At 35.7% G+C, this 19,650-nt stretch carries 13 protein-coding genes; 5 read left to right on the top strand and 8 right to left on the bottom strand.

The annotated features are described in order from the left end of the window. Positions 1–3 precede the first annotated feature (3 nt). A complete protein-coding gene (locus BLR53_RS14210; protein WP_074590615.1) occupies positions 4–5,388 on the bottom strand; it encodes an N-6 DNA methylase in 5,385 nt (1,794 codons plus the stop codon). Further along, entirely contained in the window at positions 5,375–5,812 is a 438-nt protein-coding gene (locus tag BLR53_RS14205; protein WP_074590612.1) for a DUF1896 domain-containing protein, read from the bottom strand. The genes BLR53_RS14210 and BLR53_RS14205 overlap by 14 nt, the downstream gene beginning before the upstream one ends. Positions 5,813–6,027: 215 nt before the next feature. On the opposite strand from BLR53_RS14205, the gene BLR53_RS14200 reads away from it, so the two are divergent. Genes BLR53_RS14200 through BLR53_RS14180 form a run of 5 tightly spaced genes read left to right on the top strand, consistent with a single transcriptional unit; the run spans position 6,028 to position 13,194 of the window. After that, positions 6,028–6,216 (top strand): helix-turn-helix transcriptional regulator, encoded by a 189-nt coding sequence (locus tag BLR53_RS14200; RefSeq protein ID WP_074590608.1) that lies wholly within the window; start codon positions 6,028–6,030, stop codon positions 6,214–6,216. Beyond that, positions 6,213–9,224: a type I restriction endonuclease subunit R gene (locus BLR53_RS14195; RefSeq protein ID WP_074590604.1), complete on the top strand. Its 3,012-nt coding sequence runs from the start codon at positions 6,213–6,215 to the stop codon at positions 9,222–9,224. Before BLR53_RS14200 ends, BLR53_RS14195 begins: the two co-directional genes overlap by 4 nt. Further along, on the top strand, positions 9,217–10,422 hold the full coding sequence (locus BLR53_RS14190) for a restriction endonuclease subunit S (RefSeq protein ID WP_074590602.1): 1,206 nt from the start codon (positions 9,217–9,219) through the stop codon (positions 10,420–10,422). Before BLR53_RS14195 ends, BLR53_RS14190 begins: the two co-directional genes overlap by 8 nt. 4 nt (positions 10,423–10,426) lie before the next feature. After that, entirely contained in the window at positions 10,427–11,554 is a 1,128-nt protein-coding gene (locus BLR53_RS14185) for an AAA family ATPase (RefSeq protein WP_074590600.1), read from the top strand. A 14-nt stretch (positions 11,555–11,568) separates the two neighbouring features. Further along, positions 11,569–13,194 carry a type I restriction-modification system subunit M gene (locus tag BLR53_RS14180; protein WP_074590598.1) on the top strand — a complete coding sequence of 542 codons (1,626 nt, stop codon included), beginning with the start codon at positions 11,569–11,571 and terminating at the stop codon, positions 13,192–13,194. 68 nt (positions 13,195–13,262) lie between these two features. On the opposite strand, the gene BLR53_RS14175 is transcribed toward BLR53_RS14180, so the two are convergent. The 6 genes from BLR53_RS14175 to BLR53_RS14150 all read right to left on the bottom strand — a co-directional run bounded on the left by BLR53_RS14175 (position 13,263) and on the right by BLR53_RS14150 (position 19,560). Continuing rightward, positions 13,263–14,144: an ORF6N domain-containing protein gene (locus BLR53_RS14175; protein WP_074590596.1), complete on the bottom strand. Its 882-nt coding sequence runs from the start codon at positions 14,142–14,144 to the stop codon at positions 13,263–13,265. After that, positions 14,144–16,231, bottom strand: a complete 2,088-nt coding sequence (locus BLR53_RS14170; protein WP_074590594.1) for a type IA DNA topoisomerase — start codon at positions 16,229–16,231, stop codon at positions 14,144–14,146. The genes BLR53_RS14175 and BLR53_RS14170 overlap by 1 nt, the downstream gene beginning before the upstream one ends. A 6-nt stretch (positions 16,232–16,237) precedes the next feature. Beyond that, entirely contained in the window at positions 16,238–17,695 is a 1,458-nt protein-coding gene (locus tag BLR53_RS14165; protein ID WP_074590591.1) for a DUF3945 domain-containing protein, read from the bottom strand. 100 nt (positions 17,696–17,795) lie between these two features. Continuing rightward, on the bottom strand, positions 17,796–18,089 hold the full coding sequence (locus BLR53_RS14160) for a helix-turn-helix domain-containing protein (RefSeq protein WP_074590589.1): 294 nt from the start codon (positions 18,087–18,089) through the stop codon (positions 17,796–17,798). Positions 18,090–18,115: 26 nt separating this feature from the next. After that, the gene (locus BLR53_RS14155) at positions 18,116–18,469 is read right to left on the bottom strand and encodes a helix-turn-helix domain-containing protein (RefSeq protein WP_074590587.1); all 354 of its coding nucleotides are present in this window, start codon (positions 18,467–18,469) and stop codon (positions 18,116–18,118) included. Between the two features lie 245 nt (positions 18,470–18,714). Beyond that, a complete protein-coding gene (locus tag BLR53_RS14150) occupies positions 18,715–19,560 on the bottom strand; it encodes an RteC domain-containing protein (protein ID WP_074590584.1) in 846 nt (281 codons plus the stop codon). Positions 19,561–19,650: the final 90 nt, after the last annotated feature.

Genomic DNA, 19,650 nt, shown 5'->3' with positions numbered 1-19,650 from the left:
ATATTACAATACTCCACGTGGTAAATGAACACCTTTTATCCGTACAATATTCTCCGAAATGCTTGGCGTTTGCTTTTGTTTTTCGGTTTGTTCCGCAGGTTCCTCTTTAGTTTCCTGCGTAATTGATAACTGTATCTTTCGTTCAACGGCGGCCAGTTCGGTTTTGAGTTCGCTCAATCGGCTTTCCTTAGACCACGTACCATTTATGACCTCCTGAAGAATAGGTAGGTCTTTTTGTATTTCCGTAATTTTCTTTTGCTCCTGCTCAATATATCCAGGCAATTTTTCCAGTGCGTTAAGGAAGTTCATAGCAGCTAGCTTTTCATCTTTAGCGATTAGACCATTGTTGTAGGTATATTTGATATTTCCCTCGCCTTGCATCAAAAAACGATTTACACGAATATCCACACCGTCTTTTTGTGACATTTCCGTTTTTACCAAAAGCTGAAAACCATAAAGACTTCCGATTTCCTCGTAATCACCACCTGTACGGGCTTTATCCGCAAGCTGGTTGAGTTTTGCACCGATTTGTTTTATATCCGCATTGGGCGGTAAACCGTCCAACTGAACAGGATTGGTAATAATACCGTCAGAACGTTTTTGGATACGTTCTTGCAGATTATTCCAATCTAGGCTCATACGGTCATATCGGGATTGGGCTTTGTCCAATTCAGCCGTATAGTCTTCCAATTTGTACTTCGCACTATACTTTGAACGGTTGAAAGCCTGTTTTTCGCTTTCCAATCCGGCAATCTGTTTTTCTAATTTGGCTTTATCCAACAAGTCTGTATTTCCTGAAAGGATAGCCACATATTCCGAGAAATTCATTCCCGATTTTTCGTCCATACTTCCTTCATCAATGGTACGTTTGCCGAGGTTATTAGTTTTAAGCTGGTCTATAAAAAGTTGCTTGTTGTACAAGAGATTGAACTTATAGCTATCCAACGATTTTTCTGTAGCATAAATAATTACATCCACTTTATTGTTTGCGAAATGCTTAGCAATTTCATTACCCTTTCGTATTGCTCTTCCATCCCTTTGGGTAAGGTCGCTTGGTCGCCAAGGCGTATCTAAATGATGAACTGCAACGGCTTTTTTCTGTGCATTCACGCCAGTTCCAAGCATACTTGTAGAACCGAAAATCACACGAATTTTACCCTCGTTCATATCCTTGATAAGTCCTTTACGCTGGTTATCGTTTTTGGCTTCCTGTATAAAACGGACTTCGTGTGCCGGAATACCGTGATTTTCCACAAGTTTGCGTTTTATTTCAGAATATACATTCCATTCGCCAGGCTTGTAGGTGCCGAGGTCGGAAAAGATAAACTGTGTACCTTTCTGTGCATTGAATTTGTTGTAATATTTCGCAATGTTTGTCGCACAATGGGATGCTTTATTGTCGGGATGGTCATCATATCTACCGCCAACCATTCGCATATCTAAAGACATTTTTCGGGCATAGTCGGTAGCGATAAGCATTTTTGCTTTTTCTTCTCGTTGCGATAAAGGTGCTCTTCCCAGCAAAGTCGCATTACCCGATTTTGCAAAATCCATCAGATTTTGGATAAATGCTGTCTGGTCGGGTGTTGGTGGAATGTTATACAGTATTTCGTTCTTTTCAGGGCGGTCAATACCAATATCTTTTGCCGTTCTGTAATCTGTAATTTCAGAGTAGAATTGTGCCAATTCTGGCACTTTAATAAAGTATCGGAAACGTTCTTTTGCTACAATATTGTTGGCAACCGAGAATTCATAATCCGTAGTTTTTCTTGCATAAATAGCAGACCACGCATCGAAGCAGTTAATTCCTTGCTTTTCCAACGCTCTTGGTCTCAGGCATTTGAACAAAAGGTACAATTCTGTAAGTGAATTACTGATTGTTGTTCCGGAAAGGAAAGTCGCACCCATATCCGCTTGTATTTTGTCTTGAATGGTTCGAATTGCAAAAAGCAGGTTCATTGCTTTTTGGCTTCCATCTACATTTCCCAATCCTGCAACCCTTGTGTGGCGTGTGTTGAACATCAAATTTTTGAATTGATGGCTTTCGTCCACAAACAAATGGTCGATGCCCATCATTTTGAAGTCCACTACATCATCCTTTCTGTTATCAATATCGTGTTGCAGGGTTTTCAGTTTTACCTCAAGATTTTCTTTCCGTTTGATAGCACCCGCAAGCATCCCTCGTGTAACTTCACTGCCTTCTGATTTTAGAGCATCGAGATTTCGCTCTACACTGTCTAATTCAATTTCGAGAATTTCCTTTTGCATTTCGGGCGATTGCGGTATCATGCCAAACTGGTCGTGGGTTAATATCACACAATCCCAATCGTTGTTTTTAATATCCCCGAAAATCCGCAAGCGTTTTTTGGGCGTAAAATCTTCTTTGCCAGGGTAGAGAATTTTTGCGTGTGGATAGGCGGATCTGTAAGCTTCTGCAATTTCGTGAACGTTACTTTTTAGCCCGATAATCATCGGTTTGTGTGCCAAACCTAAACGCTTCATTTCTTGTGAAGCCGTACACATTACCAATGTTTTTCCAGCACCAACTTCGTGGTCGCAAATAGCACCGTTGTTCAGCTTTATCATCCAAACAGTATCTTTCTGGCTCGAATACAAGTCTTCAATACCTAATGATTTTCTATCCAAACCCGGAAATTCCTGATGGCTTCCATCATAATTCGGTCGTACAAAACAGTTGAATGTGTTGTTATACTGGTCAGTCAACCTATTTTTAAATTCATCGTTTTGAGCGTGAAGCCAATCGGTAAAGGCGGTGCGGATTTCGTCAATCTTGGTGTTCGCCATCTGTACGGCTTGCATATCCCTGACCTTGACTTCTTGGTCACCAACCTTGATTTTTTTAGTAATGTCTGGTGTGGTGTTTACGAGTGCGTGTTTAAGCAAAGCAATCCCATCAAAGGTTCTACTCTCTGATTTTACGGCATATTTATCCCATATATGCACATTCTTTTGATTGCACTTTACCGAAAAATCATCCGAACTTTCGGAATAATGGATATTGACTTCCGTATCAAACAAGTGCGAAGCAAAACGGGCATAAATCCCTGTGGGTATCCAGCGTTCGCCGAGATTGAAATCCAGTTCTTCAAACTCAATGCGTCTTGGTTTGGCTTCTTCCAAAACCGTAAGACTTGCTTTGGCATCTGCATCATCGGGACTACTTTCAAGATAGGCTTTGGCCTTTTCAGATTTCTCTACTATATTTCCAGCAATCCATCGTTCGGCTATATCATATTCGTTTTGTAAAGGATTATAGAAAATACGACCGTGTAGAGCTTCTTTCAAAGCATCGGCAGGCATACTGCTGATTTCGGACATATAATCCAAATCCACCTTGCCGTATTTGTTCAGTGATGATGCTAAAGCTTCATCGGGATTGTCTGTTGCTAAAGTGGTAGTAGAAAAAGTAACAGGACGACTGAATATATCCGCCTTATGCACCACACCACCAACTACACGTTCCAGATAAGGAATTTCTTTCCCTGCACTGTCTGTTTTAATCAATTTGATATTTTCGGCACTGTTCAGATTGCCATATCTTTTTACAAAAACATCATACAAATTATTCAGCGTTTCCCTTTCTACTATATGTTCGTTTTGCTTTTCGGCTTCCTTTTGATACAAATCGAGATAGCTATCTCTTACTGAAATGTAGGCTTCGGCTCTTCCTTTCTGGAATGATGGTAATTGCAAGGGATGGAACATTGCCGTTGCTCCATTTTTATCAACATCTTGCAAATGACCAACCCAACCATTATCTATAACAAGACAATCACTTCGATGAAATGATTGTAATCCTTTGCTGTATAGAGCAGGTTCGGGAATGGTACTGACAACGGTTTGCTTTTGAGCCTGACCATTTCCGTTTAAGCCCGAAAACAGGTCGCCGATAACTTCCTCATTTTTGCTGACAGTTGAAGTATTTCCATTTGAAATTGGAGGGACATAAGGTGGCTGTATCGCCGAACTGAACAAGTCTGCTTGGCGAACAATATTGGCTCTTCGCTTCGTGGAAGTTTGCCTTTGAGTTTGAGTACCTTTTTTTGGTGGAGCAATAACCGCTACTGGTTCGTTCACATTTTCAAACAAGTCGAAAATGCTTAATTGTTTTAACTCCTTTGGATTTTCCTGAACGGTTACAGGTGTTGGTTTAAGTGTTATAGGCTCTACAATGGGAGTTGTAACAGTTGTTGTAATTGGAATTTGTATGTTCGGCTCGCCTTTGTATAAACTCAAATTCAGATGATTTTCAAAATCTTCTGAAAGCATTTTTTTAAGGTCTTTGGTAATTCCGGTAACGCCATCTTTATGCGTATAAATTAAGGCTGGTTTTCCATAAGGGTCGGTGTCTAATTTTCTATCTGTATGAACAATTCTTGTGCTATCCTGAAAAAAAGCATTGTTTGGTGTATTATATTCTGTTGTATTACTTTGGCAAAACAGTTCTTCCACTTCGGTCAGACTTTGTTTTGCCGTATTTTTTTGCAGGATAATCAGGTCGCTTCCAACTTCTGTACCTGCATATTCAGTAAACAGATTATTTGGCAATCTAACAACCGAAACCAGATTACTATTCTGCATCAACGCCCTGCGTATCGGTTCGTTTTTTGGGCTATTTAGAATACCCTGCGAGGTAACAAATGCCAACAAGCCACCGTCACGGAGCATATCCGTTCCTTTTAAAAAAAAATAATTGTGGATGCTTCGGGATGCCTGTATTTTTGCTTCGTCCTTACTTCGGGAATACGAAAGGTCAAATATTGAAGTATCGCCAAAAGGGATATTACTTGCAATTACATCATAAGTGTTTTGTTCCTTTTCGGGTATTTCCTCAAAACCACTTATACGGATATTGCTTTCGGGATAAAGCTGTTTTAAAATCTTTCCAGTAAGCAAATCCTTTTCATAAGCAGTTACATTGGGTTGCTGGTTTTCGGAAAAGGATTGTATGAAAGAGCCGATACCTGCGGAAGGTTCAAGGAATTTTTGAATGTTCAAACCGCTATCACTCAATGTTGAAGAAATTGCATCTATAACCTGTGGCGGTGTATAAAAAGCCGTCAGCACCGAACTTTTCATACTGACCACATACCTGCGGTATTGCTTTTCGTCTTCGGAATTTTCTTTTAATAGTTGGTGGAGCTCCTGTGTAAATGGAAATAAATCGTGTTCAGTTTTACGCCAATTATTGATGTCTATTTCATTTTCTATGGGGTTCAAAACGAATTTAAGACCGCCAAATCCGCTGTATTGCATCATTAGCAGTCTTTCGCCTATGGTAGCTTGTCGGTTCTCCTTTTCAATTTTGAAAGCAATTCGTAAGGCATCAATGTTCTGTTGGAGATGTTGCTTTTTACTGAAGCCCATTTTCCGCTATCCATATTGCGATGGTTCCGGTTATTTCGGTGTAGAGCTGGTCATACTCATAACCATAAGCGAAGTCATCAGTTAGTTCATAGTTGGAGAAAATAGGTTCACAAACACGGAACATTTTTAAAGTAAATGGTCGCAATTCTTCATCTGCCATTATGGTGTCGAACTCATTACAAACCACCTGAAACACGGTATCGAACTTAGAAAAATGTAAACCGTCAAATAGAATATAATTGGCGATTTCGTTACATTTTTCAATATCATTTCCCGATTGAAAAGCACCTTCATAGGCATTGGTAGCCCAAGAGGAACGCTGGTTTATAAATTTTTCGTCATGAGCCTTTTCTGGAAAGCTGGTGTTTAATAATTCTTGTAGTCGTAATCTAAAATACGACAGTTCTTTTTGTTGTGTATCCATGCTATAAATTGTTTATGATTTTGCTTGACTGATAAAATTAGTGTTGGAAGTAATGGTTTTCGAAAAAGTGGTAAGGTTTGGCGTTGAAAGGTAGAATTTGGCTGAAGTAATCTTTTATAATTCTTTTTAAAACCTCACGATATTATGGTGAGTATTTACACTTTTTGCTATTGTATATTCACTATATTTGACACTGTAATTTAATTAGGCACCGAATGAACCGAATTAAAGAAATTTTGAAAGAGAAAGGTATCTCACAAGCTTGGCTTGCAAAAAAACTAGATAAAAGCTACAACACAATTAATGAGTATGCTAGAAATGTGAGACAACCAAGTATTGAAGATTTGTACCGAATTGCAAAAATTCTGGACGTTAACGCTAAAGATTTATTGACAGAAGAATGACTAAAGAAAAAAATATAGAAGACAGCTTAATAGCTAAACTTCAAGATTTAAAATATACCTATCGTCCTGATATTAGTGATCGTAAAAGTTTGGAGCAAAATTTCAGACAAAAATTTAACGAACTAAATCGGGTGAATTTATCTGAACCTGAATTTAATCGTTTACGTGATGAAATTATTACACCTGACGTATTTGCAGCTTCCAAATTATTAAGAGAAAAAAACACTTTCATCCGTGAGGATGGTACGCCTTTGCAATATACTTTAGTAAATATTAAAGACTGGTGTAGAAATGAATTTGAAGTAATTAATCAATTGAAGATTAATACTGAAAATAGTAACCAACGTTACGATGTTATCATATTGATTAATGGAATTCCAGTTGTACAACTAGAGCTAAAGTCTTTACATATTAGCCCAAGACGTGCCATGCAGCAAATCGTTGATTATAAAAATGATGCAGGAAACGGTTACAATAATTCATTGCTTTGTTTCATGCAGTTGTTTATCGTAAGTAACCGTAGCAATACGTATTACTTTGCTAACAATAAAAATCAGCACTTTAGTTTCAATGCAGATGAACAGTTTTTGCCTATTTATAAATTAGCTGATATAGATAACAAAAAAATAGACAACCTTTTTGATTTCTCAGACAAGTTCCTTTCTAAATGTACATTAGGCGAAATGATTAGTCGTTATATGGTATTGGTAGAGAGCGAACAGAAAATGTTGGTGATGCGTCCTTATCAAATTTATGCTGTACAAGCGATAGTAGATTGTATAGAACAAAATCGTGGTAATGGCTATATATGGCATACAACAGGTTCTGGGAAAACGCTAACTTCTTTTAAAGCCTCTACTTTATTAAAAGACAATCCAAATATTGAGAAATGTCTTTTTGTGGTGGATAGAAAGGATTTAGACAGACAAACACGTGAGGAATTTAATAAATTTCAGGAAGGAAGTGTTGAAGAAAATACTAATACTGAGTCATTAGTAAGACGTTTATTGTCTACCGATTACTCGGACAAGGTCATTGTCACTACCATTCAAAAATTGGGATTAGCATTAGATGCAGAAAATAAGAATAATTACAAAGAGCGTTTACATCCGTTAAGAGATAAACGTGTAGTCTTTATTTTTGACGAGTGCCACAGGTCGCAATTTGGTGAAAACCACCAAGCAATTAAAGACTTTTTCCCAAATGCACAACTTTTTGGGTTTACAGGTACACCTATTTTTGATGAAAATGCGTCCTATACTACTAGAGAAAACGAATCTGGCAGTTATAAGACAACCAATGATATTTTTGAAAAACAACTACATTCTTATACCATTACTCACGCCATCGAAGATAAAAATGTTTTAAAATTTCATGTGGATTATTTTAAGACAGATGGTGCAGATGCTGCTAATTTATCAGAAAGTCAAAAACAAAAAGCCATTGTAGAAGCTATTCTTCAGAAACACGATGCAGTGACCGATCAGAAACGTTTCAATGCTATTTTTGCAACTGGATCTATCAATCACGCTATTGCCTACTACCGTTTATTTAATGAGCTACAAAACCAGAAGTTGGAAGCTGATGCAGATTATCGGAAACTAAATATTGCTTGTGTATTTTCACCACCTGCCCAAGCAGTAGCTAAAGATGGAGAAGGTAACAATAATAAAAATGTGGCCGACATTAAGCAATTGCAAAATGATTTGCTACAAGAACGAGAAGATAACAAAGTAGATCCTGAAGGTAAAAAGAAAGCTTTAATCGAGATTATTACCAACTACAATAAGCAATATGGAACCAACCATAGCATAAGTGAATTTGATTTGTATTATCAAGACATACAATCGAGAATAAAGAACCAAAAATACAGTAATACTGATTATCCGCATGAAAATAAAATAGATATTGTGATCGTGGTAGATATGCTTTTAACAGGCTTTGATTCTAAGTATCTGAATACTTTATATGTCGATAAAAATCTGAAACATCACGGTTTAATTCAAGCATTTTCTAGAACCAACAGAGTTTTGAATGACACCAAACCTCATGGAAGTATTTTAGACTTTAGACAACAAAGAGAATCTGTGAATGAAGCAATTGCATTGTTCTCAGGTGAAGATACAGGACGTTCAAGGGAAATATGGTTAGTAGATCCTGCACCGAAGGTAATTGAGCGATATGAAGATGCGTTAGAAAATTTGAATAAAATGATGCATTCTTTCGGTTTGGAATGTGTGCCAGAAGAAGTAAATAATCTGAAAGGTGATGCGGCAAGAGCCGAATTTATTAATAAGTTTAAAGAAGTACAAAGATTAAAAACACAATTAGACCAATACACAGATTTAACGGAAGAACAGGCTGGTAAAATCAATCAATTGTTACCCGAGGACGATTTGCGTTCTTTCCGTAGCATGTATATAGAAACCGCACAACGATTAAAAACCAAGCAAGATAAAGCGGCTAAAAAAGGCGATGAAGACATTGAACCAAATGTAGAACAATTGGATTTTGAACTAGTCCTTTTTGCTTCTACGATTATTGATTACGATTATATTATGGGATTAATTGCCGAGATGACGCAAAAGAAACCATCTAAGCAAAAAGTAACCAAACAACAATTAATAAACCTTCTAACATCCAATGCAAACCTAATGGATGAACGGGAGGATATTATTGCCTATATCAATAGTTTGGATATGGACAAACCGCTAGAAGAAAGTAATATACGGGAAGGTTACGAATTATTTAAAAGAGAAAAGAACAACAAGGACTTAGCAATAATAGCAGAAAAGCACGGAGTAACTTACGAATCGTTACAAGCGTTTGTAGCCGAAATTATGGATCGAATGGTTTTTGACGGAGAAAAACTAACGGATTTTCTTGCACCATTAGGTTTAAATTGGAAAATTCGTGCCCAAAAAGAATTAGCATTAATGGAAGATTTAGTGCCTTATCTAAACAAATTAGCCCAAGGGCGTGAAATATCTGGATTACATTATGAATAACATACCTCAAATACGTTTTCCTGAGTTTAAAAATGATGGAGAATGGGAAATGATAAAATTGGAGGATTTTTTAGATTATTTACAACCTACAGAATACCTAGTTAGTGATACTAATTATAATCATAAATATAAAACTCCTGTTTTAACGGCAGGGAAAACCTTTATATTAGGTTATACTAATGAAAATGAAGGAATATTTAAAAATAATTTACCTGTAATTATTTTTGATGATTTTACAACAGCATCAAAATTTGTGGATTTTCCTTTTAAAGTAAAATCATCAGCAATGAAAATCTTAATTGCAAAGCAAGATGCGCATATTAAATTTGTTTTTGAATCAATCCAAATACTTAAATATGAAGTTGGTGTTCATCAAAGGCATTGGATTTCAATATTTTCAAAATTAAGAATTTCTGCACCCAAGCCACCTGAACAAAAAAAAATAGCAGATTGCTTGTCTTCCTTAGATGAATTAATTACAGGTTATGAAGGAAAACTAAAAGCATTACAAAATCATAAAAAAGGTTTAATGCAAAATCTTTTCCCTCAAGAAGGTAAAACAGTACCTAACTATCGTTTTCCTGAATTCAAGAATGAGGGAGATTGGGAGGAGAAGAAATTAGAGAATTATATTGAGCTATTTTCAGGGATTGCGCTTAAAAGTGAAGAATTAAGTGATGATGGTAGTGGAGTTCCAATACTCAGAGGAATTAATATTACTGAGGGATACATAAGACACTCAAAAGATATCGATAAATATTTTTTAGGTAATACAGAAAATCTTAAAAAATATTTAATTAAAGAAAATGATATTGTAATAGGTATGGATGGATCTAAAGTTGGGAAAAATGTCGCACTTATTCAAAAGGAAGATGAAAATTCAATATTAATACAAAGAGTAGCAAGAATAAGATCAAATAAAAAATCTGATATTAAATATATATATCAACATTTTTTATCAGATAAATTTAGAAACTACGTGGATAATGTCAATACAAGTTCGGGTATACCGCATATAAGTTCCCAGCAAATAAAAGATTTTAAAATTGGATTTCCTTCACTTTCAGAACAGCAAAAAATCGCAGATTTTTTATCAACAGTTGATGAATTAATTACTGAACAAATCAAAAAAATAGCGCAATTAAAATTACATAAAAAAGGATTAATGCAAGGGTTATTTCCTAAAATAGAAGAATAGTATCATGGAAAACATAGCTAATACCCTTATTAAAAATACAAAAAATATAAATCTTGTTTACGCATTCAATGGTACAGGGAAAACTAGATTATCTATTGCACATAAAAATGTAACAAAGGCTAGTAATAACGATACTCATGTTGGTGTATATTATAACGCTTACAGTGAAGATTTATTTGTATGGGATAATGATATTGAGAATGGAGAGATTGATATAAAACTCATATTAAAAAAGTGTAGTTTAAATGATTTTCATTCAGGGATTGATGAGTTGAAAGTGCACGAAAAACTTGCGCCTTTTAAACCACAATTCGATTTTAGATTTGAATATTTTCCTAATCGAGAGGAAGGAATAAATATAATAAGATTTCATCTTAAAACTGATGAGAATATAGTTCCTGGAGAGGAAGAAAATAACAAAGAAGAAGAAGAAAAAGAAATAAGTTTTACTGATTCAATCAAAATTTCTAGAGGAGAACAACAAGCATTCATCTGGAGTTTTTTTCTTGCACTATTTGATGTTGAGGATTTAACGGGAGATGGCAAACAGGAAGGTCATTTTTTTATAGATGATCCAGTGTCAAGTTTGGATGATCATAATATTTTTGTAACCATTTCTAGTCTGATGGATTTAGTTGATAAATATTATAAAACCAGGAAAATAATCATTACAACTCATCACATAGGTTTCTTTTCTATTTTCGCAGACTGGCTAACTAGAGGCGAGAAAGCAAATAAATATGATAATCAAGTAGACTTTTTTAAACTAAAGAAAAAAGACGGAAATATAGAATTAGTAGGACCACGACGGGAAGTTTTTTTATACCATTTAGAACTTTTAAAAACGGTAAAAGAAGCAATAGATTCAGATAGTGTTATGGTATATCATTTTGCTATTTTACGTCAAATATTAGAAAATATTGCGTCTTTTTTAGGAGTAAGAAACTTTTCGCATGTATTGAAAGAGATTGGAATTACTGATGCAGATAAGTTAGCTCAGATTATCAATATAATGTCGCATAAAACGGTGTTCAGATACGAATTTAAAGAGCCCGTGGAAGACAATAAACAAGATATAATTAGAATTTTTAACGGTATACAAACAAAATATAATTTTGTTTTACATATATAATTCCTGAATAGGTTATGACTCAAAAAGAACAAACAGAACTAGGGAAAACCCTTTGGAATATAGCAGATGATTTAAGAGGGGCAATGAATGCGGATGATTTCCGTGATTATATGCTTTCATTTCTATTTTTGCGTTATATTTCAGACAATTATGAGAAGGCTGCACAAAAAGAATTAGGTTCTGATTATCCAGAAACACCAGACGATGTGTTGAAGAAAATTGGTGCTTCAACACCTTTGGAAATTTGGTATAATGAAAACGCTGAAGACGTCAAGGCTTTTGAGAAACAAATGCGCCGCAAAGTACATTATGTAATTGAGCCTAATTTTTTGTGGGAAAGCATCTATGAACTAGCAAGAACACAAGATAAAGATCTTTTAGAAACCTTACATAATGGTTTTGACTACATCGAAAACGAATCTTTTGAAGGTAATTTTTCAGGATTATTCTCAGAGATTAATCTAAATTCAGAAAAACTTGGTAAAAATTATACAGAGCGTAATAAGAAACTTTCGACTATCATTACCAAAATTGCTGAAGGAATTTCCAAATTTTCTACAGATTCAGACATATTAGGAGATGCCTATGAGTATCTTATAGGTCAGTTTGCCGCAGGTTCTGGAAAAAAAGCAGGAGAATTTTATACACCACAGCGTTTGTCTGATATTCTTTCTGAAATTGTAACTTTGGATGCACAAGATCCAACTTTAGGCAAAAAGAAAAAACTAGATAAGGTACTTGATTTTGCTTCTGGATCAGGGTCATTACTATTAAATGTCCGTAAAAAACTGAACGATGAAGGAGGGACAATTAGTAAAATATACGGTCAGGAAAAGAATATTACTACGTACAACTTAGCACGTATGAACATGCTTTTACATGGAGTAAAAGATACTGAATTCGAAATTTATCATGGCGATACCTTAACTAATGATTGGGATATTCTAAATGAAATGAATCCAGCTAAAAAAATGCAATTTGATGCAATTGTTGCTAATCCCCCATTTAGTTTAAAATGGGATGCATCGGAAACGATGGCTGATGATTTTCGTTTTAAGAATTATGGTCTAGCGCCTAAATCTGCTGCTGATTTTGCTTTTCTTTTGCACGGTTTTCATTACTTAGGTAAAGAAGGTACAATGGCAATTATTTTGCCACATGGGGTTCTTTTTAGAGGTGGTGCAGAAGAACGCATTAGAACCAAACTTTTAAAAGATAATAATATTGATGCAATTATAGGATTACCTAGCAATTTGTTTTATTCTACTGGTATTCCTGTATCTATTATTGTTTTGAAAAAATGCAAAAAACATGATGATGTATTAGTTATTAATGCAAGTGAGTATTTTGAGAAAGGGAAACGCCAAAATAATTTATTACCAGAACATATTGAGAAAATTGTAGAAACCTATAAATATCGTAAAGATGAAGAGCGATATTCTCGTAAAGTTTCATTAGGAGAAATTGAAAAAAATAATTTTAATCTTAATATTTCTAGATATGTTTCCACTTCCGAAGATGAAATACAAATCGATCTAAAAGCTGTGAATAAAAATTTAGATGAGATAAATAAAAGTATTAAAATAGCTACTGATAAACACAATGAGTTTTTAAAAGAATTAGGCTTAAATAATATTTAATTTCAGAGATGCTTCCATCTTGATTAAAAGATTAATCTGAAACAATAAACCCTCCAAATTTGGAGGGTTTATTGTTTATTTAAGATTTTGAGCATCCTGCCTACTTCAATATCCATTCTCGAAAAGGCAAACCATTTTTTGCCTAGGTCTTTTAGTGATGCTCCAATATGGTAAAGTTCCACATTGTCAATAATCATAAATCGGTCGTGAACATCGGAGAAAACCTCAATTTCAATGGGGAGATACTGACTGTTGTACCGTTGTAAATCCAATCGTAATTGATTACTGATGCTTTTGGTATAAATTGTTACGGTTACATTGTCATTCCGTTTGCCCAATAAGGTCAATACCGTATCATCCACATAATTATCCAGCAGGATAATAGAGTTTTTGGCACTTCGGATAATATCGGAAACAAAGGCATAAGCATCAAAAACCTGCCCGTTATAAAAAACACCTTTTTCGCTGTGGAGTTTATCACTTTCCAAAGCTTTAAAAATCTCTTCGAATTTCTGGTCGGCTTCTAATTGTTTGAGTTCAATCTTATCCAAACGATGAAAAAGCGAAGCATTGCTGATGAGCATCCTACGCATTTCTACAAAAGCGTTCATAATTTCAATACTGACTTTTATGGCAATTTCTGAACGAAGTACAGCAGAAAGCATTGCAATGCCTTGCTCGGTAAAAACATAGGGCAAATAACGTCTTCCACCATAATTTAAACTTGAGGTTCCAAACTGGAACCTCAAGTTTTCAACTTCCTCTTCGGTCAGTTGAAAGCAAAAAGAAGCAGGAAATCGTTCAGTATTTCTTTTTACGGCTTTGTTGAGGTTCTTTGTTTCTACCTGATATATCCTTGCCAAGTAGCTGTCGAGCATAACTTGTTGGTCTCTTACGGTATAAATCTGATTTTCAATTTCCTGCTTACTAATGATAGCTTTATTTTCCATTACTTTTTATAATTCTTGTTTTTCTCAAATTCAAAGGAACTTTCGGCTTTATCATTCAATACGATATAGGCATCGAATTTCTTTCCAGCTTTGCTTTTCATCCCTTTAAGCAGAGCCGTTTTGCCTTTATTGACGAGGCTTTCAATATCAGCAATGCTGATTTGTAGGCCACAAACATTGCGGAACTGTACCCAATTACAAACTTCATCAGGGCATTTAACAATCTTATCTCTAATAATCAGTTGCTGGGTTTTACATTTTGGGCAAATAAGTTGAGGCAGGTTTCCGTGGGCAATGGAAGTTTGCAATAATTCATTAGTAATAGATGAAGCGTATTCTTCCATTTCCTTTTGAAAAGTCCCAGCATCCGCTTCATTGTTTTCGATTTTTAGCAAGGCTAATTCCCATTCGGCAGTCATTGCTACGTCAGCAATTTTTTGGTCTTTGACCAATTCATAAACCTGCAATCCTTTTTCAGTCGGGATTAAAGATTTCTTTTCCCGTTGGATATAATTTCGGGTAAATAGTGTTTCAATTATTGATGCCCGTGTTGCAGGTGTGCCAATGCCTATATTTTGCAGAGCTTTACGTTCTTCTTCATTTTCTATCCCGTTTCCGGCAGTTTCCATAGCCGATAAAAGCCCAGCTTCAGTAAATAATACAGGTGGTTTAGTTTGTTTTTCTAAAACGAAGGCTTCTTTTATTTTAAGTTCATCGCCCTTTTTCAATTCGGGCAAATCTTGCAAAGGTTCGGCTTCATCATCTGCGAAACTTCCTTTTATAGAGCGCCAACCTGGTTCGGTTATCTTACAACCCTTTGCAGTAAAATCATAATGTATGGCTTGTAAAGCAATGTCGGTAATCTCTTTCGTACAAGCTTGAGAAATCGCTTCCAGCAGTCGAAAAGCAATCATATCGTAAACGGCATTTTCTTTTGCATTTAATGCCGATGGAATTTTTTCGGTAATCAATAATGCGTGATGGTCGGTTACACGCAAATCATTCACGATGCGTTTATTGAAACGTCCCCATTTTATTTTAGACAAGGCTTGTTTGCAATTTTCCCTGTCTTGTAACGCTCTTACAAGATTGGGGATTTCAGCCCACATATCTTCGGGAATATATTTGCTTCCGCTACGAGGATAAGTGATGAATTTCTTTTCGTAAAGGCTTTGGGCAATGTTCAGCGTTTCTTCGGCAGAAAGGTTTAGCTTTTTATTGGCTTCTTTTTGTAAACCTGTCAAGTCAAAAAGCAAAGGTGGTTGTTCCGTGACGTTTTTGATTTCTACGGATGTAACCGTTGCAGTATTTCCGTTTCTTTCGATAGTTCGCAATGTATCGTCTGCCAGCTTTTTATCGTCCCATTTGGTTGTGGAAAGGCTTTTAAAACCAATCATTTCTTTGTGATGCAACAATTGTATCTGATAATATTTCTTTATTGAGAATTTTTTGTTGTCGAGATAACGTTTGCAGATCAAGGCAAGCGTTGGTGTTTGCACTCTTCCGAGCGAATAAATCCCATTTCCTGCTACAATGCTCAATGCCTGCGTAGCATTAATTCCTACAAGCCAATCGGCACGGCTTCTGCCTTGTGCAGATTGGTACAATCCGTCAAATTCCTTTCCGTTTTTCAGGTTATCAAAGCCTTGTTTAATTGCCTTTTCAGTAAGTGAACTTATCCATAATCTTTGAAAAGGTTTGTTGCATTTGAGGTATTCATAAATGTACCGAAAGATGAGTTCGCCTTCACGACCTGCATCAGTAGCTACAATTATGCTATCACATTGCTTAAATACTTGCTCAATTATTTTCAATTGCTTTAATGCGCCTGTATCAGCTACATAACTTTTGTCCTTTTTTACTTTACGAACGGTTAATAAAAATGGGTTGGGAAGTATCGGAAGCGAAGCTTTCTGAAAACCTGATATTCCGTAATCTTCGGGCATTCCTAATCCAATTAGGTGTCCAAATGCCCACGTAACACAATAGCCGTGGCCTGTCAAGTATCCATCCTTTTTTTCGGAAGCACCCAACAAGCCGGCTATTTCTCTTGCTACGCTTGGTTTTTCTGCAATTATTGCTTTCATAATTTACTACATTTTTCTGCCTTTAGATTTAGCAGGTGCTTGAGGTTTTTCCTGTTGCTCTTGCTGTTTTTTATCTTTTGGCGTTTGTTGTTTCGGTTGTATAGGCTCTTTGATATTCTTTGTTGCTTCATTGGTTTTACCATCCGAATTAACCGCAGTTTGCGTTTTATGAGCTTCAGTAGGTTTCGCTTGTTCTTTGAGTTTATCGGGATTTTGAAAAGAAAAATTGGTTTTGTTGGTTTCCTTATTCAAAGTAATATAACCTTGGTACGGTTTACCTTGCTTGTCTGTCAAGCCACTGATGTAAACAGTCTGACCATCTTTGAACTTATCATATTGCTCATTATCCAATTCCTTACCTCTAAAAATTCTCGGAACTTCCTGCGAATTATTTTGCTGGTTGTTTTGTCCGTTGCTTTGCGTTTGCTGATTGGTATTGCCTCTATCGAACAGAAATTCAACATAACGTTTATCTGCATTGAACTGAACCGTAGCTTCAAACTCAGTTCCCTTTTTAGAAATCATTCCCTCTAAATGAAGTGGTTTGCCGTCCATTAAAGTTTGTCTTTGCTCATCATTCAGCTTTACCCCTTTTATTTCATCGGGTATTTTTATGTATTCTATTTTCAGTGCAATCAATTCATTGGTTAACCTATCCACACTAATAATTGACGGAATGGTTTCGCCTGTTTTTGGATTTTTCAAATCAACCACACGTCCCATATTTCCTGCATCGAGTAAGTTTTTCTTGTCTTCATCAGTAAACTTGTGTCCAAAAAACTCAAAGTTTAAGTTCGGTTCTTTACGGATACCGTGAATGGCGACCACTACCTTACCTTCATCATTATGTTGCAAGGAAAGACGGGCATCCATTCGGGTAACGGCAGTACCGAGATTAAGGCTTACAGGTACAAGTTCATTGGTTTTAAAACCTTTCAATAAAGGTTCAAGTAGGTTCATTTTTTCAAGGCGTTCTTTGCCTAATCCAAGATTGTTCATTGTTTCCCAATCAATTTGTTCCGGCTTGTAACGGTATTCGTTATTTTCCGGTGCTTTTTGTGTTGTTTCCATATTATTTTGATTTTCTTGTTTATGTTCAGGCTCAACTTTTACTTCGTCTTTTTTCATTTGTTTTTCGCCTTTTGGAGTAGGATGATCTACCTGCTTCTGAAATTCTTTTGCTTTCTCTAAAGCTTTATCGGCAGGTACTTTGAAGAATGTAAATTTGGTAGGATCTTTCAGTTGTCTGTAAAAATTGGAAAAGAAATTAGAAATCAAATCACCCTGTTTGTCCACCCGCATAAATTCGCTTTGGTTCTTTTTTGTGGGATCAACGGTTTCCATTTTTCCGTTTTTGTCGATGCTTTTTACAGCTTGGATTTTCATTTTTTCCTTATCCAGCACCAACAAAATGTCCGATAGTTGTTCGGGTTCTTCTTGCTTATTTGTAGTTTCTTCGCTCATAATCTGAATATTTTAAGATTTCAATTCCGAAAATAAAAGAAGCATTTACTGCATTGCACTAAGTGGCATTCAAAGGCGGTATTTGTCATTCAAAGGCATTTTATTTAGGTGTCGGAGGATTAAAACTTTCTCTTATAAATTGATGAACATCCGACAATTTGTAATACAATTTTCCGCTTATGGTATAATAAGGCAGTTTCCCGTTAGAGCGGTAACGTTGCAATGAACGATTGCTGATTTTAAGCATTTGAAGCAAATCCTGATTGTCGAGCAATTCCTCGCCATCAATACTATTTCGTTTCTTTTGAAAGTCTTCGATATGATCGCCAAGCATATCAAGCCTGTCCATTAGGCGTTCCATCCACGCCAAAAATTCCATTCTGTCAATATTCATAGAATTATACTTTTAAGGGTTCGTACCTATTTTTTATCTGTCTTTAGTTTCCTGCCTTTTTCGATATAGCTTTTGCCTGTTGCTATAAGTTCCTTTACATACTCATCACTGCTTTGAACAGCATTGGCATTGAGCATATCTTTGATAGCACCAATCGTGTAGAAGTATTGTCCATAGATTTTTGAATAAGCAATCTCACCTTTGGTACGCATACGCCAAAGCGTTTTTTCGCTAATGTGCAGGTATTGACATACCTCGTGATTGTTGAGCCACAGGTCATCATAATTGGTCACTTCCAATCTTTTCAGATAATCAGCGATAGCAGTGATACGATTGTTTAGCTGATCCCACGCTTCTTCTTCAATGGTTATTATTTTCATTGCATAACTTTTAAAGTTTACTATGCAAAGTTGAAAAGAGTGGCAGAGTTTGTCTGCCAAGCCTTGCCAATTGGTTTGGCGGTTTTTTGAAAATTTTTACAATTAGGGAAAGCCTTATCAGTAAAGGATTTTAGGGGATTTTGATTGTTTAACAATAGTATTTTCCAAACTTTACCAATTGGTTGATATGGGCAAAAAAAAAGCAGTACGATGATGTACTGCTTTGAAATGATAGCTCAATTAAACTAAAGGTCTTTATCCATATATTCTTCAAGAGAAAACTTAAGCTGGTCTAAAAATGAAGTCCTGGAACCACTTCGGGTTTTCATTCTATGGAAAGCGTGATGTAGGTCGCCGAGAGGAATACGGAAAAGTATTTGAAACATCAGACTAATTTTTCGGATACCGATTTTTCCGTGAGAAATTACGCCCGAAGCATAAAGGGCATATATCAATTCGATTATAGCATTTTTGCTATCTGTCCAAAATATATCTTTGGAACTTTCCGGCTTTTGCAATATCACATCGGGGTTTTCATCGGGGTTGATTTTTGTGAGCAGATAAGTGTAGAGCAAATCATTGGAGATAATCCTTGCCGTTTTATAATCGAAGAAAGTCGAGAATTCCGAATCTATTTCAAATACAATGCTGTTAAGCCCATCGTGGTAGTTAATGTTTCCACGTTTGAAGTAGTTATCATCACGGTCTGTCCGTCCTGAACGGTAATATCTGTAAAAATCCGAATTACAGAGGTGTTCAATGTATTCCCGTTTTAGATTTGCCAACTGTCCAGAAAAATAATTATAATACATTTTACCGTTACTAACAGGGCAAGTGGTTTCAATGCGATATATCTTATTGTAATAAATCAGCTTACCAAGTATTTGGGGTTTAATAGAACGAAAAAAACGGATTTCTTCCTCATCGTTTTTAAACCCTTCCTCAATAAGGTATTTCTTAACTGAACCTAAAAGATCCTGAAGATACAGGGTCATTTCGTAAGCCTCATCAATCAATCTTTTGCTTTGTGATAAAATCTTATCCTCCTTATTGTGAATTTCTAAAAGGATTTTGTCTAAAGAATATTTCATAGCTAATAAATTTTGTGATGCTTGCCAAATTTGAGATTTGGTTTACGTCTAATTAATTCACAAAATTTCAAACATTTAATGATAATAATT

It is taken from the genome of Pedobacter antarcticus (assembly GCF_900103515.1).
Taxonomy (GTDB): Bacteria; Bacteroidota; Bacteroidia; order Sphingobacteriales; family Sphingobacteriaceae; genus Pedobacter; species Pedobacter antarcticus.
This window is presented reverse-complemented; position numbering and strand designations above follow the sequence as displayed.

Coding starts and splice junctions, on each gene's coding strand:
- BLR53_RS14210 (WP_074590615.1), bottom strand. CDS start 5,388: ATGGGCTTCAGTAAAAAGCAACATCTCCAACAGAACATTGATGCCTTA.
- BLR53_RS14205 (WP_074590612.1), bottom strand. CDS start 5,812: ATGGATACACAACAAAAAGAACTGTCGTATTTTAGATTACGACTACAA.
- BLR53_RS14200 (WP_074590608.1), top strand. CDS start 6,028: ATGAACCGAATTAAAGAAATTTTGAAAGAGAAAGGTATCTCACAAGCT.
- BLR53_RS14195 (WP_074590604.1), top strand. CDS start 6,213: ATGACTAAAGAAAAAAATATAGAAGACAGCTTAATAGCTAAACTTCAA.
- BLR53_RS14190 (WP_074590602.1), top strand. CDS start 9,217: ATGAATAACATACCTCAAATACGTTTTCCTGAGTTTAAAAATGATGGA.
- BLR53_RS14185 (WP_074590600.1), top strand. CDS start 10,427: ATGGAAAACATAGCTAATACCCTTATTAAAAATACAAAAAATATAAAT.
- BLR53_RS14180 (WP_074590598.1), top strand. CDS start 11,569: ATGACTCAAAAAGAACAAACAGAACTAGGGAAAACCCTTTGGAATATA.
- BLR53_RS14175 (WP_074590596.1), bottom strand. CDS start 14,144: ATGGAAAATAAAGCTATCATTAGTAAGCAGGAAATTGAAAATCAGATT.
- BLR53_RS14170 (WP_074590594.1), bottom strand. CDS start 16,231: ATGAAAGCAATAATTGCAGAAAAACCAAGCGTAGCAAGAGAAATAGCC.
- BLR53_RS14165 (WP_074590591.1), bottom strand. CDS start 17,695: ATGAGCGAAGAAACTACAAATAAGCAAGAAGAACCCGAACAACTATCG.
- BLR53_RS14160 (WP_074590589.1), bottom strand. CDS start 18,089: ATGAATATTGACAGAATGGAATTTTTGGCGTGGATGGAACGCCTAATG.
- BLR53_RS14155 (WP_074590587.1), bottom strand. CDS start 18,469: ATGAAAATAATAACCATTGAAGAAGAAGCGTGGGATCAGCTAAACAAT.
- BLR53_RS14150 (WP_074590584.1), bottom strand. CDS start 19,560: ATGAAATATTCTTTAGACAAAATCCTTTTAGAAATTCACAATAAGGAG.